We start from the raw sequence: 16739 nt of genomic DNA on the forward strand, positions 1-16739 counted from the left end.
TTCCTCCTTAACATTTGACGGTCATAGGGGAAGCTTGGATTCTAATAGCGAGTCTCTGCGACTGCGCATCATCTCCCTGTATTTTCCCGGTGTAACGTCTTTATATTTACGGTACACACGAATAAAGCTGTTCTCATGCTGATACCCCACCATGGAAGCGATTTCAGAAATCCTATAATCCGTATCCACCAGCAGCTTACAGGCGTGTTCCATCCGTAGTTTAGTGAAATATCCATGAATAGTATCATTCATTTCCTGTTTAAATAGCTGGCTTGCTAGACTGGTACTGATGCCGGTATGCTCCGCAATCTCCTGAATGCCAATAGAGTCTTCCAAATGGTTATTCATAAAGGCGATCATCTGTTGACATAGTACAAAGTCCTTTCTTAGTTGTAGGCTGCCGAACCATTCCGCCAGTGCTTCTACTTGCTGCCGCAGCAAATACCAGGCAGCTTCCAGATGCATCGTATGCAAACCCGACATTTCTATTCCACAGCCAGTTGTCTCTCGGCTCAGACGGATACGCTCCAGCGTCATTGCAACAGATTCCATAAATGTTTGTGCCGACGATGGGTGCCACTTCTCGTCCCTAATACGGATGAACATATGATTTAGCACTTTCTGTGCTTCATCACTGTTGCCTGCTTCTATGGTTTCAGTTAGCTTGACCATAACTTCATGTTCTTCGGCAGTACTCTCAGGCAGCCGATTGCCGGAAATCTCTTCATAAGAAATCACGTGTTCATATCCAAGATACAGTCTGTAGTTAAGTGCGCTCTCCGCTTCATGCATCGCTTGGTAAAGCCGCATGAACCCTTCATGATATCCACTAACACCGGCCGAGACTTGAAACTTGAGCAGATGAGGGATTCCACGAAGTGCTTCCCCCATGGCAAGTACTGCACTGTTGTCCCTACTCAGATCGAGCGGCTGGAGCATAACAAGCATCCGGTCTCTACCCAGATCTGCCGACAGCACACGCCACTGTCCGGACAACAGCTCAGCGATGATATTAGCAATAGCAAATTTCAACAGAGAATGATCTGACTTCTTGAATTTATTGCACCAGGCTTGATAATCATCAATAGATAACATCGCGACCGCCAGTGGCTCATCCTTCCAATCTTTGAAGTAACGATTCCGTTTTTCGGTGATTTCCCGGTTTCCTGTCATATTCCCCGTATAAATATCCATTAAAAATTTAGAAGAGGCTTCCGGTAAGGTTTGCCGAAGATTAATGGCCTGCTGCGCATGGTCTGTAAGCAGCTGGCCCGTTATTTTCTCCAGATCAATAAGTTCCAGATTGATCCACTCGCGGTCATAGCCACTAAGTAGCTGTCTCATCCGGCGTACTGGCCTAAAGGCAGCTGTATTGTAAAAAGTGATTGCGACTGTCCCAGCTCCAAGAGCCAACAAAGATACCATAAAGACGATATCACGGATTTTCTTAGCATTAGCTAGCAGACTTTCTTGCGATATCACCGACAGGTAACGCCATCCGGTGTAAGGTGAAATGGTCTGTGTTGCTAGTAATAACTTTCCTTCGTGGTTAAACTCCCCCAGCTTTTCACCCTCCAGTTGACTAAGAACCTGAGCCACCGCTTCCTCTCCAACAGCATAATTGCCGAGATCATACAGCGGATTGTTGTTGTTATCTAGAATGAAGCGGTGGCTGTCAAGGTCAGAGACGGAAGAGAGCAGCATATGCCTGAACATCGGCTCTGTTTTGAAATTTATTGCAATAATGCCCTTTGGCTGACCAGCAATCATAATCTTTCGGTAAAGTGTAATTTGAGATACGGATTTCCCTGAACCCGCTGCGGCGATCTCCCGTTGCTTAACCAGCATGGGCCGGTCTTCCAGATCAGCAACCACCCCCACCCAACCAGAATCTAGGAAATTCAATTTATTGGAGCTATAACCTTGTGGAAAAGCAACGATACTTTCCCGTTCCACATCATAAATGTAAGCGCTCTTAATATAGGATGTGCTACTAATTATAGTACCGAGAAACTGCACCAGTTCTGTGATATTTCGATAAGATCCTTGTTCTTCATTCGTGAGAAATTTATACACGTTGCTGTTCAGTGCTATTTTTACCGCGATCTTGTCACTTTCCTGAATCACTTCATCAATGTCATTCATACTGATGAGCAGCATCTGATGCTGAGGTTCGCTTAGCTCTTGCTGCAATACCGATTTGGCTGAATAATACGTTGTCAATCCTACCGCAATAATAATCATAAATACAACGATGGTCAGGATCAGCAGCAGCCGGGTCTGACTATTAGTGAAATTGAATTTCAGCCACTTCAAAAAGGAACGGGTCACATCCATCTCCTACCTTATCAGCGATTTACCAATATTATACAGATAGTGCTTGCTGAATACGACCCGTCCCTCCAGACTATTTTGTAACCTTATGATGTTACACTCCTGGATCTTCTACAACAACCCGCCGTTCCTAAGCTCCGTGCTCTGCATGGACATGACCTCCAGCCCAGCCAGTAATACAATACCGATCCCATGCGTATCGTTAAGATTCCAGCCCAGTTCATGCTTGTAATATTGGTTAGAGAAGGAGTAACTGGAGCCTCGGCATACTCCGTATACATTCCCCTGTTTATCAATGGAACGACAAATAAGTCCGTTCCAGCCATGTAAGGCAGCTTGTATATAAGTTTCCTGATCCGCTAGCCAGCCTAAACGCACCCCGCGGGCAAAAGAGTAAATGAACATTGAAGTACAGGAAGTTTCTTCATACGACTCGGGGTCAGTCAGTACCTGATGCCATAATCCATTTTGACCCTGTAGTCTCAAATATCCTGCACATAATTCAATGTAAAACGGAAGGAGTTCGTTGAAGGAAGCGTGTTCTTTGGGCAGCACGGTAAGCAACTCAGACAAAGAGAACAGCACCCAGCCATTACCTCTTCCCCACGGAGTACGGGTAGGTTCGCCCCGCCCCACATCAAATACGTGAGACATAATTTGAAGTTCAGGAATATAGAGATATTTTTTATATAAAAGCACCTGACTTGCCGCTTCCTCAAGTACTTCTTCATCACCCGACCATTGAGCATATCTGCACAAAAACGGGATGCTCATATACAGATCATCACACCACATGGTATTGTCCATCGTTTTAGAGACACCCACCTTGCGGTATAAAGCGTTATCTTTCAGCCGGTCCTGCCGATGCAAAATGTAGTCTGCGATATGAGTTGCAGTTTCGGCGGTGCCTTCCAGTTTACGCTCTTGTTCGGCCAGTAACATGGTGGCTCCGAATGATCCGCAGTCATCCAGACTGTCGATATGTGAGAGCTGGTTATTGAGGCCCGCAGCGCCATAACGTGCTCTGTCCCATAAGGAGTAACTGAAACGTGAGGAGGCAAATTCAATATGGTTCAGCACGTAGTCGCGAATATCCTGCCGATGAGCTGCTTTACCAAGTTGAAGCAGACCATACAAGGTGACTCCAAGCGGATAGTTCCACCTGCCATACCATTCATTTTCCAAGAACGGACGCACCTCTCCACCTTTAAGCTCTGTCCTCCAGTACACTTCTTCGCCTGTTGCACTACGGACCGTTTGCTTCATAGTCTGTGTCGAAGCCAGATCGATTTCCTGACCGGCCTGAAAAGGGCCTAAGTACAGCCATTTTCCGTTGTAGCCTTTTACATCATGCGCAGGAGTCAATAGTTCTAGTGAAACTATGTCGAGAAGGAAACCCCAATCATTTTCTCCGCATAGACACTTCACTGTCAGATTATGGCCGGCAGGAGACAATTGCAGCTCGAAGCGGAAAGTTCCCGCCTGCTCCTTTCGGAACACTTCCTTTCCGTCAACAGAAAACTCTACTGGACTAAAAGCTTCACCAGACAACACTACAGTCCTCTGCCCGTAGTACGCACCGCTAATCTTCGTCCACGCGTAAGCAAACTTTCCGCTTGTCAGACCATAGATCCGTGCTAGCTGTCCGTATGGCGATCCATCTGCATGGTTTTCCTCCTCGGGCAGCCATTTCACCCCCGTAGCCTCCTCGCTTAAGGGACCCGCAGGAATCTGGAACAGCGAAACATCAAGCGGTTCGGTGTATAGCCAACCTTCCTCTCCCTCCCGCTCGAGAGAAGGGACAATGAAGTGAAGGGGTTTATTTTTCTTAGAGCCTGTGCCAAATATCCCTCCGCTCCCTTGTTGCCCACGGCTGAATTCAAGAACGAAATAATTCCATCCTTTATTAAGCCTGCGTTTCAGCTTTAGCAGAGGTACCGCAGGATATTCTTCATCAGAGGAAGAGCCGTAAGCAACAAGACCATTATGATATACCTTAATCGGACCGAAGCAGGTCACATGAAAGATGAACTCCTGCTCATTGTCACTCCAAAGCTTTGCCCAGGCGTACACCTTTTGTCCCTTGCACATGTCAGAGAACATTTCTTCTATTGGGAAGCGGTATCGGTGGTCCTCACTTTTTTGCACAGGACCTGGTCTAGATACCCGGTAGACCGGAGGATGTGGAGGACTCGCGCCGATATACCTAGATCCAATGGTCATCAGGGCTTGCATTATGTTCTCACCGCTCTGATAAGCAATACTCTCTTCCGGATCAAAATATCCTTGTCTACTCATGTTTGCTCCTCCCTCATTCTTTGTGCTTGCACCGTACTTCCCCTACGGTCAAGCACTTCATCTATAGCAATAGGCCGGTGTTCTTCCACAGAACGCCATACTGCTTCTCCTGCGGCGACGGAATAAGCCCCGTCCGTAGCACCCGAAAGAATTTGGTAGGGCCGATTCTGGTCTTCACCCAGAAAAAAATCTTCAAGCAGTAGCGGATCTCCCCCTCCATGACCCCCTTCACGGTGTACGACATGGATTGTCTCCTTCGACCCAAATAACGGAAAGTAATCAATGGTCTGAACCGGGGTTGGAAAAGGCGTGCGAGCGGGCATATGGTATTCCAGCGTTTCCAATCTGCCCTTTGTGCCGTTCACCGCCAGCCTGTAACCTTCATAAGGAAGAGAAAAATTGACTGAATAGCTCATCAGAGCTCCTCCGTTATATTTCACGGTTGCCGTGTAGGTATCTTCAATTGTGATAGATGAATCAAAAATACATTGATCCGGACGGTATGACGTGTACGGGAAATCCTTCTGGTCTGCGCTGAGAAGGTTCAAATGATCATCCGGCACCCGGATCTGACTGCTGCGCGGTGTCCAACGGGAATAATAAGCGCAGTCTTTCGAGACACTGCACGTAAGGCAGTGTCTTCCATCCTCCTGTGCCGGATTCCATTCGCCTTCGGCACCGTAATAGTTCAGTGCTCCGTAGGCAAATACCTCCACTGGTTTTTGATTAATCCACCACTGGACCAAATCAAAGTGATGGCTGCTTTTATGCACAGACAGACCGCCCGAGAAGGCCCGCTCACGGTTCCAACGCTTAAAGTAGCTGGAGCCGTGATAGGTATCGATATACCAATTAAGATCAATGGAGGTAACGCGGCCAACCTTACCTTCCTCAATCATCTCCTTGATCCGCATATGAATCGGCATATAGCGGTAGTTAAAAGTGACGATTACTTTCCCCCGGCTCACTGCTTCTGCATCCAGAATGCGTCTCGCATCAGCTCCTGTAGTAGCCATCGGTTTCTCGGTAATCACGTCGATATCCTGCTCTAGTGCAGCTATTATATAGCGGACATGGGTATCATCCCTGCCAGCAACGATGATACAGTCGGGCTTCGTATCATGAACCATCGCCCCGAAATCAGATGCTCCATAAACAGCAACATCCGTATGCTGCGGGAACTGGGAACGATAGGCTTCAAATCGTGCTGGATCCGTATCTAGTAGTGCCACAACCTCTGAATTATGGGAAAACAGCTCATGGATCGGTTTAGCGAATTGTCCCAAAGCTCTGCCGCTGACACCGCATATGGCATATCTTTTCCTCATTTTTTCACCTTCTCATACCATTCCTGCACTCGCTGAGTAACCACTTCTCCTCCGGCAGCATTCCATTTCTTCACGTAATCATCATAAGCCTCCAGCGGCAGATCTCCGATGACAATCTTCGTCAGCACCTCATGGAACAGCTTGTGCGACTGTAAATCAGGATATCCTTCATATACGGAAGCAGGCAGACCATCGCCCGCAATTTGTCTAGCATCAGCAGTGCTGACGATAAACATGTCTTTGACCATTTTTTGTTGGTCTTCGGGATATGTTTCTTCTATCCGCTTATTCATGTCATCTACAGTGGTTAAGTTTTTCATCCCAAGTGCTAGAGGTTTGTTGTCGGCGTGAGGGATAATGACCTTGCGTCCGTCCTTGACTTCATGCTGTTCACCTTCAATACCGAATCGGCCAAACTCTTCGTACTCAGGATTATAGAAAAAATCTAGCAACTTTAGCGCATTTGGGGCATTTTCCTGCTTGGTAGTTGGAATCATCCATTCGGGTTCACCCATGCTCTTCTGGGTTACGAAAGCTTCATAGCCCTCGACTTTAGGCAACGGCATCGCTTCAATATAAGCATCCGGAGCCTGAGTCAGCATCGCATTGTACCGATCACGTATACTCGCCGGTAAATGATACCAACTGCCTACGAGGTTATTATTAATTTTAGCCTGCCAAACTTCACCCTTGTTTAGGAAAGTTTCGTTATCAAGCAGCTTTTCCTCATAAAGCATACGGATAAACTTAATTGACTCTCGCATATTGTCCGTGGTTCCCGCGTACTGAATCTTTCCATCGTATAGATCCCATTCAGGATACCCTTCCCACATCGCCACCCCGTACATCGCAAAAAGGTGATCCATCCATCTTCCAAATTCCCTGCCGCTTGTCGGCAACTCATCTGCTTTGCCATTTCCATTGGGGTCCTTATCGCGGAAGACTTTGAGCATTTCAACATATTCATCGGCAGTCTTTGGCATCTCCAAACCTACCTTATCCAGCCAATCTTTTCGAATCAGGGGTGCACGCTCCGGCACTAGAAACACTTTAGGTACATAATAGATTTTGCCGTCAGGGGAAGCCGAACGGACGATATCCCATGCTTCTTGGGGAATACTTTTCCAAACGTTCGGTGCATATTCAGGCAACAGTTCATCCAAAGGCAGCGCTCCGCCCTGCTGGATCAGCGTTTGTTCAATGCCTCCGATCGGACGCAGGATATCCGGCAACTCATCCGATGCGATCATCAGGTTTAAATATTCAGATGGTTCCGAACCAGGCGGTGTAGTAGTTAGCTCATACTGCACTCCCGTTTTTTCTGCGACGTATTTCACATGCGGATCATCCGGAGTAGGCATCGTCCCGATACCCGTATGACTTTTGAATACCTTGACTTTAGCAATCCCAGAATTCCCTTCAACTTTTGAACCTTCACTACTTCCTGCATTCGGAGTGCTTGAGCTACAACCGGCCATCAGCAGCAAAGAAAAACCGAGCGAAAGCAGTACAATCTTTTGGGTCAGTTGTTTTTTCATGGAATCATCCCCCTGATCATTTATTATTCTTTCAGCGATCCAAGCAGTGAACCTTTCACAAAATATTTCTGTAAATAAGGATACACCAATATGATGGGAACGCTCGCAAAAAGAATCGTCGCAGCTTTTAACGTAGTTGTGTTAAAGTCATAATCGCCTAGAAACATATTCACCTGAGCTAATTCCTCTGGGCTGGTTAAGTAAGCTCGCAGCTTCATCTGAAGCGGCCACAAACCGGGATCGCGGAGAAAAAGAACTGCTCTCTGGAATGTGTTCCAGTAGCCTACCGCATAGAACAAACTGACCGTGGCCAGCACCGGCTTGGATAGTGGTAAATAAATCTGGAACAGTATTCGAAAATCATGGCAGCCGTCAATTCGGGCAGTGTCATCCAGCTCCTTAGGCAAACTCATAAAGAAAGTTCGCAGGATAACCATATTAAATGTACCGATAACACCTGGAATGATCAAAGCCCATAGAGAATTCATCATTCCCAGTTCTCTTACCGTTAAAAAAAACGGAATCAGCGGTGCATTGAATATCATCGTAATGACGATCCCCAGCATCACTTGCTTACGGATCAGAAATTCCCGCCGAGACAGCGGAAAAGCAGTCAGCACTGAAAATAGCATACTAAGAGCAGTACCCGCCACAGTGATGAATACGGTTACACCAAATGATTGCCATAAGCCGGAACTTTGTAAAACATGTTTCCAGGAAGCGAGAGTAAAGTTGACCGGCCACAGGAAAACTTCTTTTGAATCTGCAGCCAATGGAGAACTTAGGGAAACCGCCAGCAGATGAAGCAGCGGCATGATCATTGTAAAAGCAGCAGCTGTTAAGAAGATATAGTTTGTCACTTGAAAACACTTTTCGCCAACGCTCTGTTTCATTACCACAACCCCTCTCCGCTTTTTCTAGCCAGACGGTTGAAGATCCAGAGCAGAATAAAACCAATGACAGACTGAAACAAGCCAATTGCCGTCGTTACACTATATTGTCCTTGCAATACACCTGAGCGGTAAACATAGGTCTCAATAATATCTCCTACGGAATAGGTCATCGGTGTCAGCAGGTTATATATCTGGTCGAAGCCTAGCTCTAAGAAATTCCCAATATTCAGTAGGAACAGGGTAAGGATCGTCGGGAATAAAGCAGGTAGTGTAATATAAATCGTCTGTTTCCAACGATTGGCTCCATCCATAACAGCTGCTTCATATTGAGTAGGATCAACACCGCTAACTGCAGCCAGGTAGATGATCGTTCCCCAGCCCACCTCTTTCCAAATAGAAGAAATGACAACTATAGAACGGAAATATTGCTCTTGTTGCATATATAAAATCGGCTCAAATCCAAACCATCCACGGACAGCGTTTACAAATCCACCTGAGGCCAGCACTTCAAAAACAATCCCTCCAACGACTACCCATGAAAGGAAATGGGGCAGATAAAACAGACTCTGCAAAAAGCGTTTAGCCAACATCTTTCTCACTTCATTAAACAAAAGCGCTAACAGAATGGGAGCAGGGAATCCAATCACCAGCTTATAAAAAGCAATCAGAGCGGTATTACGGAGAACAAGATAGAAATCTTGGTACGTAAAAATGTACTTAAAATTGTCTAGGCCCACCCAAGGACTGTTCCAAATCCCTTTCATGATTTGATAGTTCTGAAACGCAATTAGACTTCCTCCCAGTGGAATGTACTTAAAAATAATATAGAACAAAATACCGGGAAGAATCATGACATAGAGCATCCAGTGTTTCTTGACGTTATGCAGGTACTTTCTTTTTACCGGTTTATTGACTGTAACTCCGGGGTGTGGATTTGATGTTATAGGTAGCTCAGCCATATGATCTTGGACCCCCTTTTGCTAAAGATGGTGTGAATGATGAGCAAGCTCCTCTGTTTCACATGTTAAGGGGATGCGCAATTGATAACAATTGTGCAATCAGCCACAGGATGAACGAATCGTCTGTGGAACAGGGTTTACAGGAATGGTTCATTCGCTGGCTAATTGGTTGGTGCTACATTTGAAGTAATTTTGTCTACTATGTCATGACCATTCATTGACTGTTCTTATTCCACAGCTTGAGACAAAGCTTGTATTGGCAAAAAAGACGCCATCAAGGCGCCTTCTAAATTGAAAATATAGAAGGGAAACAGTGGAACTTACATCCACTCTTTCCCATGTTCCTGAATGAATGTAATATCACTCTGGTAATGTTCAAGATGTCCTTCATCTATCATTTTCTGGAATGCGACTTCCCCTTGCTTCGCTCTTCTCGTTATTGTTTTACATAGTCCTTCTAAACGCAGCACTACCATATCCAGAATATCACGATTTATTTCTGTACCGTAAGACTCAAGAAACAAAGAGATTCTTTGCTTTATTTTATCTGCATGCTTCACTCGATCATAAGGTACCTGTTCCCCCGTTTCAGACAGATAGAATCTGCTTAGGGGGACACATGTATACAGAGTGTACGCAATATCCCAAAGTCTCGGACCTGGCCCAGCAACATCATAATCAATAATACCTATGGGCATTCCGTTACTAAAAATAATATTGTATATGGCGAAATCATTATGACAGATGACCTCAAAAGGCCCTGGAGTATGATCAATTGCTTCCCAGCTAGGATCAAACGGATAATCCTGAACAGAATCATGATAAAGACGAAGCATTTTTGATATTCCTGTTAATGCATCATTCGACCACATATACTCTTTTACGGGGTAATTACCAGCCTCCCCCTCGATGAACGATAAGACCTCTCTTCCTAATTCATCGATTCCTAAGAATCTTGGAGCATAGTGAAAACCTTTTTTCTCTAGATGCTGTAACAGTTTATGAATTCTAGAGCTTTCTGGATGAAGTTCCCGCCGTACCGAATTACCTGCCCGGTACACTTTAGAGACATTTCCCCCAGTTAACTCTTCTTCATGCTCTTGGTTTGCCATTCTTTATAACCTCCCCAAGTAGAATCAAGTCCGCTTCGCTTCAGGCATCATTTTGTGTACATCTTTTCATCCTGTAAACGAACGAGTACCTTACCGTAGCGCCCACTTTGCTTAATCACGACTTTACCAGCTGGATAGGTTTCATCCAAATAGTCTATAACTATTTTCCGAATTCGATTATCAGTAGGCAAATCATGATTCTTTAACCAATGGAGTACTTCTTTTAGCGCATCTTCTTTAGTTACTTCCGTTGTTTTGGTTTCCTTCGTTATAAGCGACTCATAGGAGTAGCCTTTGAGGTACAGAAGATGAAGTAGATATCCCATTTCCATGTGTTTCTTTTGAAAAGGTTCGTCCGTAATCAGCGGCCATATTTCATTGATTAGACTAATCTCGATGGGACCTGCCGGCATACTGATATAACAATACTCACGAGCACAGAAAAGCAGCTTTTCAACACTCTCCCAATCTAAGATGACCGGACACATTGAGGCAAACACAAGATCGAAAGCATCTTCCCACCCTCTTGCGAGCACGTCGATATTTTCGAATGGTTCAGGTACGATGGTTACTTCATTTCCGGCGAGTGCAGCGACATTTTCTTTCAATAGCTCTACCAGGGGCAGAGAAGACTCTACTGCCGTTACATAGGCTCCCCTTTCTGCGAAGGGTACCGAGAATACTCCCGAGGCGGCGCCGATATCCAGTACAGACGCATTATTAAACTGTACCCCTTGTCCTTCAAGCCAGTTCATGATTCGTAAAGTTCTCTTTTTCCCCGCTTCGTTAAATGACTGCTCATTAAAAATCTTTGCTTTATGATCAAAAGCATTGGCCGGCTGAATTCCAGCTGTTTTCATTCTTTTCTGAGCGTTCTCACCATGGGCTTTCCATTCTTTTTCCCATATCGCCTCATTAAAAAAATCGTTCATCGTTATCCCTCTTTATTCCCTATATTATATTGTATCTTTACATTACGAAGTCTTTACCATCTGTCGCCTAATTATAGATATCATCTATCCATAATTAGAACAAAAAACACTTACTCCTTATTTTCATTATTTCCTTTATGATTACAACGTTTTGCTGCCTCTTCCACTATGGATCCAATTGTGTGTTCCCTTAAGTATTGATATAGGTGTTGCTCTGCCCCGTTCATCACCTTTTCAATCAAACAGTTCTTATGATTCTCTAAATGTTCCTGACATAAAGGTTCTTCTTCCTTGTGAGTAAGCAACTTATGCAAACGGGAATTGGCATGTGAACATTCAAACAGCTGCTGATTCCCTTCAATCACTTGAACCACATCAAGGAAAGAGATCTGATCCGCTGGACGAGCTAGTTCGTATCCACCGTTGACTCCAGGAACAGCACGTACAATTCCATTTTGCCGTAACTTAGACATGATTTTAGATAAATAACTTTCAGAAACACCAATGGATGATGATAATTCCTTGATTCCAGTATTGCTAAGACTGCTCGAGTTACCCAGATGCACTAATGCGTGCAACGCGTAGTCTGTACTTTTCGAGAATTGCATCTTCACTTCTCCTTTCCTAAAATCCCCTTAATTATGGACCTAGGGTGTCTATAATAAAGGATTAGTAATATTTTAGCAATACATTAATAAAAAATAAGACCGTGCGCCATCTACGAAATAATGCCAAATTTTCTTAATGCATAGGAAATGCCGCCTTCACTTGCCCTTTTCGTAACGAAATCTGCGCTTTGCTTAAGTAGTTCATTACCATTCCCCATCGCAATGCCCAAGCCTACATACTCCAGCATGTCGATATCATTTCCTCCGTCACCAAAAGCGATGGCTTCCTCTTTGGGAATGTTCAGATAGTCTAACACTCTTTTGATCGCAGCTGATTTGGATACTTCGGCTTCTTCGAGTACATTCGTTACATAACCATGAAATCGCTCAAACCTGAGCTGTGGGAATTGGTTCTCAAATTTTTGAATTTCATTAACATCCGCATATAAGCATATGCAGTATACTTCTTCAGACAGAGAAACTATTTTTTCCGGATACCGTGTAATACTCAATGTCTCTTGTAGTGCCCCCATGATCCGGTCATCATCAAAGCCAATCCCGTTCATAGCAAATTGTTCGGTGAAATAGGACATACCGTGACCGTTTCGTTCAGCAAAAGAAGAAATATCCCGAACCATTTCTATTGAAAGTACCGATTTATAGATGACTTCATCATCACATTTGATCAGAGCACCATTCGCAGAGATAATCGTGTTAATCCCCATCATCTTAAACTCTTCACACAGATTGTATGGTCTTCCTGTTGCCACTACGACTTTTATTCCTTTCTCTATCAATTCGCTGATTGCTTCTTTCGTGCTTAAGGGCAGGCTTCTGTCAATTTCACTTAATAGAGTGCCATCTACGTCAAAAAACACGATTTTATACATTGATTCTCGAAAATCCTCCCTTAAATCGGCTGACCAAATGAATACCCTTTTGCTTTGAGTGCAGCTGTCATTTTCTTTCGTAGATTCGTTAGCCATTCAGGCTCATGATCCCATTTCTCCTCCATCGATTTTAATATTCGCACATATCCATAGAGATTTGAAAAACGCCGGAATGCGGGTAAGAAAGTCTCCAGATCATTTGAATATTCGTACTGCGTGAGATAGCCATCCAGAAAAGATTGTTTCTTCTGCTGAAATAACTCCATTGGAGTATAGTCCTCTAAACTGTCCAGTGCTTGTTCAATATCCATTCCATACCAATGGTACATTGCATCATCAAAGTCAATGACATAACAAGACTCCGTATCTTCATCGTAAAATACGTTATCGTATTCAAAATCATAGTGAATTAATCCATAATTATGTGAAGATTTAGGAACTGTAGCAAAGTATGCTCTCAGTAATTTAATTTCCTTCCTTGCAGCTGATTCATCTGGGTTATCTTTCACCATTTCGTCCATCCAGTCTAACACATCGCTATAGGACCATCTTTTGTAATCACCAGGTGTGTATTGACTAGATAAGTAATGAAGCCTTCCCAGTGCTTTTCCATAACTAAATATGATTTCATCACTAAAATCCGTGTTGCTAATCTGCTTGCCGGGTACATGCTGAAAAGCCGATGCATAGTATTCGCCCCATGGTGTGCTTACCTCGATAAGCTTCTCACCGTGCTTTGATGGAGTTGATTCTAACACTCCATACTCTTTGCCACGCAAGTACGAGATAAAATCAAGTTCAGCTACTATGTTGGATTTCATTTTCTCTGCTGTAGGTGCAAACCGTAAGATCTGAGCTTTACCTTCGCTAATATACGGATAAATGGCGTTTGAAGATATCCGATAGTCCTTAAACAATTCCTCTGATCCTTCATCAAAACTCCAATTTTTTAAAATCATTTCTGCCAAGTCTTCATTATTGAATAGATACTTCAGTTGTAACATAGATTCGCATCGCTCCTCATATCGGATATATTCAGCTAACATGGATCTTTCTTATGGTGAGCATAACATGAACCGTCATCGTAGTATGGGGAGAATACGACTATAACTGAATTTAACTAATCAATATATGATTGTAGATATTCTCAACAAATGTTAAAATATGGTTCCTTGATAGCTGCACACCTAATTATTGTCCAGATCTCTAGGTTATTGAGTTGTATGATGTTACATATTTGAAATATTAGTAGGTTAGGAGGCGTATTATATGTAAAAAGGCAAGAAAATTGGGATTCTATTCGTACATCATTTTTTCGGAAAATAAAGATATATATATCTAATCCCTTTAAAGGGTTCAAAAAAAGGCTGCTGAATCTACCAGCAGCCTAAAACTCATACAGTTATCTTTTCCTCAACTTACCCAACGCCCACTAGACATGAAATGAAATAACGGAATCCAGCAGTTTTTTTGCATAGTCGTTCTGAACCTCAGAGAGGTTGCTAGTTGAAATCTGCTCTACAATTTGGCCGTTCTCCATAAACATGACTCTATCACATAAATGGGATACAGCCTGCAGATCGTGAGCGATGAAAAGAATGGTCATATTATCGTTTTCTTTCAGCCTGTACAGCAGCTCCATAATTTGCGACTGCGTTGAAACATCAAGTGAACTAATCGCTTCATCCAGCACTAGGAATCTAGGGTTTGCACTAATGGCTCTTGCAATGCACACTCTCTGTAATTCGCCGCCGCTGAGTTCATGGGGATAACGATTTGCCACGGATAAAGGGAGACCGACTTTTTGTAACAAGTATTCCACTTGTTCCTGAATTCCTCCAGCGGTTCCAAAGGCTCGAAGCAGCTCACTAATGACGTCACTTACTTTATAATAGGGATTAGCGGACGAAGTATAATCCTGAAAAACGACGCTCATTTGTCCCTTGTTTTCTTTGATCCAGGTAGTTACCTCTTTGTCTTCCATACGTATGGAGCCCTCGTCTGCCTTTTCAAGACCTAAGATCAATCGGCCTAACGTACTTTTCCCGCTTCCGCTCTCTCCCACCAAACCGACACATTCGCCTGCACGTATACGAAAGGAAACATCCTGTAATACATTCAGTTTCTCTTTTCTAAAACCCTTCCCTGATTTTTTATAGCTCTTATACACACTTTTGACTTCAAGCATTACTCTGGATCATCCTTTCTCATCGAATCTGAAAAGGACTTCGTTAATTGTTCTCGGGTACGAATTAAAAACTTCGTATACTCCTGTTTTGGCCTTAAAAATACATCTTCTATTCGTCCATACTCAACTTGTTTTCCTTCTTTCATAACAAGTACCGTTTGCGCTAGTCTTTGTATGACGCCGAGGTCATGAGATATAAAAATAACAGCCGTATCGAGTTCACTTCGCAGACGTTCAAACTCTTTTACTACCTCATTTTGCGTGATGGAATCAAGTGCTGTTGTAGGTTCATCCGCAATAATAATATCGGGTTTCACTGCCATCGCAATAGCAATCATACATCGCTGCAGCATACCGCCTGATAACTGATGCGGGTATTTCTTCAGCACTTGTTCTGGTTCTTTAATTTGCATCTTTTCAAGCTCTATAATAGAGAGAACTCTCGCTTCTTTTTTCGATATTTCAAGGTTTTCACACAAGGTCTCGATCATTTGACTTCCCATTGTATATAGAGGATCAAAGGCAGACATCGCGTCTTGCAAGATCATGCAGATCCGCTTGCCTCTTATCTTTCTCATCTCTTTCTTACCCAGTTGCAATAGATCATCGCCATCAAAATAAACATGCCCCGTAACCTTCAACGAGGGCTGAGTCAGTCCGAGTATAGCCTTTGTGGTAAGGGATTTACCGCTCCCACTTTCACCGACTATACCAAGACAATGATTACGATCTAACGTGAAATTCACATTTTCTACGAGAACCGTCTTTTTCCGTTGATCTGTAATGGATAAGCCCTTTACTTCTAACACACTCAAGTTCATCTCACCCCTTCTTCGTTCCGCGTTTCGTATCAAAGGCATCTTGTAGACTGTCTCCTACGAAATGAAAAGCCGCTACCACGAGCAGTATCGCAATACCAGGAGCAAGCATTTGATAGGGATGTATAATCATTACGTTTTTTGCTTCGTTGAGCATCATACCCCACTCTGGTGTCGGAGCTTGTACACCTAATCCTAAGAAAGACAGCGCTGAGATGACCAGGATGACAGATCCCGTATCCAGTGTGGCTAAAACGGCGATTTCTCCGGCTGCTCCCGGTAAAATATGCGTTTTTACAATATGTCTCGTGCTGCAACCTGATACTTTGGCAAACCGGATATAATTTTTGTCGGTATATTTTAAAACAATGGTCCGTATCATGCGAGTGTACCAAGCCCATTTTGCGATAATACTTGCGATAATCACATTAAATAAACCTGGTCCCATCATCCCCACAATCGCTAGAATCATCACTTCACTTGGAAACGATAAAAAAACATCACAAATTCTCATAATCAATTCATCTACTTTACCACGTGAAATCCCAGCGATTACCCCTAGAATTGTCCCTATGATAATGGTTACTGCCATCGCTAATAAGGAAGTAAACACCGTGGTACGTATCCCGTAGAGTAATCTTGACAAAATACAGCGCCCAAGCTGATCCGTACCTAACGGATAGTTCATACTTATCCCTGCAAATTTCTCTTTTACATTGGTTTCAATCGGGTTATGCGGTGCAATCATCGGAGCGAATACCCCAGCTAAAATAACAACAAATAGAAATCCTATACATACCATCGCTAGACGATCATTCTTTAATCTATTAATTACCCCCAC

The 16739-nt window shown here is 43.7% G+C and carries 14 protein-coding genes; all 14 read right to left on the reverse strand.

All coding sequences use genetic code 11. The annotated features are described in order from the left end of the window. Nucleotides 1-21: 21 nt before the first annotated feature. Nucleotides 22-2331 carry a helix-turn-helix domain-containing protein gene (locus tag ACWPWY_RS08440; RefSeq protein WP_454191269.1) on the reverse strand — a complete coding sequence of 770 codons (2310 nt, stop codon included), beginning with the start codon at nucleotides 2329-2331 and terminating at the stop codon, nucleotides 22-24. 114 nt (nucleotides 2332-2445) lie between these two features. Next, a complete protein-coding gene (locus ACWPWY_RS08445; protein ID WP_454191270.1) occupies nucleotides 2446-4632 on the reverse strand; it encodes a glycoside hydrolase family 88/105 protein in 2187 nt (728 codons plus the stop codon). After that, a complete protein-coding gene (locus ACWPWY_RS08450) occupies nucleotides 4629-5960 on the reverse strand; it encodes a Gfo/Idh/MocA family protein (protein ID WP_454191271.1) in 1332 nt (443 codons plus the stop codon). The genes ACWPWY_RS08445 and ACWPWY_RS08450 overlap by 4 nt, the downstream gene beginning before the upstream one ends. Continuing rightward, nucleotides 5957-7498, reverse strand: a complete 1542-nt coding sequence (locus ACWPWY_RS08455; RefSeq protein WP_454191272.1) for an extracellular solute-binding protein — start codon at nucleotides 7496-7498, stop codon at nucleotides 5957-5959. The genes ACWPWY_RS08450 and ACWPWY_RS08455 overlap by 4 nt, the downstream gene beginning before the upstream one ends. A gap of 23 nt (nucleotides 7499-7521) precedes the next feature. Further along, nucleotides 7522-8391, reverse strand: coding sequence for a carbohydrate ABC transporter permease (locus ACWPWY_RS08460; RefSeq protein WP_454191273.1), 870 nt, complete (start codon nucleotides 8389-8391; stop codon nucleotides 7522-7524). Next, a complete protein-coding gene (locus tag ACWPWY_RS08465) occupies nucleotides 8391-9350 on the reverse strand; it encodes an ABC transporter permease (protein ID WP_454191274.1) in 960 nt (319 codons plus the stop codon). The genes ACWPWY_RS08460 and ACWPWY_RS08465 overlap by 1 nt, the downstream gene beginning before the upstream one ends. Nucleotides 9351-9670: 320 nt before the next feature. After that, nucleotides 9671-10462, reverse strand: coding sequence for a phosphotransferase (locus ACWPWY_RS08470; protein ID WP_454191275.1), 792 nt, complete (start codon nucleotides 10460-10462; stop codon nucleotides 9671-9673). Nucleotides 10463-10509: 47 nt separating this feature from the next. Continuing rightward, nucleotides 10510-11394, reverse strand: coding sequence for a class I SAM-dependent methyltransferase (locus ACWPWY_RS08475; protein WP_454191276.1), 885 nt, complete (start codon nucleotides 11392-11394; stop codon nucleotides 10510-10512). A gap of 110 nt (nucleotides 11395-11504) precedes the next feature. After that, nucleotides 11505-12002, reverse strand: a complete 498-nt coding sequence (locus ACWPWY_RS08480; RefSeq protein ID WP_454191277.1) for an RrF2 family transcriptional regulator — start codon at nucleotides 12000-12002, stop codon at nucleotides 11505-11507. Between the two features lie 110 nt (nucleotides 12003-12112). Continuing rightward, nucleotides 12113-12892, reverse strand: coding sequence for a Cof-type HAD-IIB family hydrolase (locus ACWPWY_RS08485; RefSeq protein WP_454191278.1), 780 nt, complete (start codon nucleotides 12890-12892; stop codon nucleotides 12113-12115). 20 nt (nucleotides 12893-12912) lie between these two features. Then, complete coding sequence (locus tag ACWPWY_RS08490) at nucleotides 12913-13896, reverse strand: phosphotransferase enzyme family protein (protein ID WP_454191279.1); 984 nt, start codon at nucleotides 13894-13896, stop codon at nucleotides 12913-12915. A 428-nt stretch (nucleotides 13897-14324) separates the two neighbouring features. After that, a complete protein-coding gene (locus ACWPWY_RS08495; protein WP_454191280.1) occupies nucleotides 14325-15080 on the reverse strand; it encodes an ABC transporter ATP-binding protein in 756 nt (251 codons plus the stop codon). Continuing rightward, complete coding sequence (locus ACWPWY_RS08500) at nucleotides 15080-15889, reverse strand: ABC transporter ATP-binding protein (protein ID WP_454192837.1); 810 nt, start codon at nucleotides 15887-15889, stop codon at nucleotides 15080-15082. Before ACWPWY_RS08500 ends, ACWPWY_RS08495 begins: the two co-directional genes overlap by 1 nt. A gap of 13 nt (nucleotides 15890-15902) precedes the next feature. Continuing rightward, nucleotides 15903-16739 carry a nickel/cobalt ABC transporter permease gene (gene opp1C / locus ACWPWY_RS08505; RefSeq protein ID WP_454191281.1) on the reverse strand — a complete coding sequence of 279 codons (837 nt, stop codon included), beginning with the start codon at nucleotides 16737-16739 and terminating at the stop codon, nucleotides 15903-15905.

The organism is Paenibacillus sp. Marseille-Q7038, from assembly GCF_965111595.1.

Bases quoted from the DNA above. Each gene is read 5' to 3' on its own strand.
- ACWPWY_RS08480 (WP_454191277.1), bottom strand. From the start codon at position 12,002: ATGCAATTCTCGAAAAGTACAGACTACGCGTTGCACGCATTAGTGCAT.
- ACWPWY_RS08490 (WP_454191279.1), bottom strand. From the start codon at position 13,896: ATGTTACAACTGAAGTATCTATTCAATAATGAAGACTTGGCAGAAATG.
- ACWPWY_RS08470 (WP_454191275.1), bottom strand. From the start codon at position 10,462: ATGGCAAACCAAGAGCATGAAGAAGAGTTAACTGGGGGAAATGTCTCT.
- ACWPWY_RS08460 (WP_454191273.1), bottom strand. From the start codon at position 8,391: ATGAAACAGAGCGTTGGCGAAAAGTGTTTTCAAGTGACAAACTATATC.
- ACWPWY_RS08450 (WP_454191271.1), bottom strand. From the start codon at position 5,960: ATGAGGAAAAGATATGCCATATGCGGTGTCAGCGGCAGAGCTTTGGGA.
- ACWPWY_RS08455 (WP_454191272.1), bottom strand. From the start codon at position 7,498: ATGAAAAAACAACTGACCCAAAAGATTGTACTGCTTTCGCTCGGTTTT.
- ACWPWY_RS08495 (WP_454191280.1), bottom strand. From the start codon at position 15,080: ATGCTTGAAGTCAAAAGTGTGTATAAGAGCTATAAAAAATCAGGGAAG.
- ACWPWY_RS08445 (WP_454191270.1), bottom strand. From the start codon at position 4,632: ATGAGTAGACAAGGATATTTTGATCCGGAAGAGAGTATTGCTTATCAG.
- ACWPWY_RS08465 (WP_454191274.1), bottom strand. From the start codon at position 9,350: ATGGCTGAGCTACCTATAACATCAAATCCACACCCCGGAGTTACAGTC.
- ACWPWY_RS08475 (WP_454191276.1), bottom strand. From the start codon at position 11,394: ATGAACGATTTTTTTAATGAGGCGATATGGGAAAAAGAATGGAAAGCC.
- ACWPWY_RS08485 (WP_454191278.1), bottom strand. From the start codon at position 12,892: ATGTATAAAATCGTGTTTTTTGACGTAGATGGCACTCTATTAAGTGAA.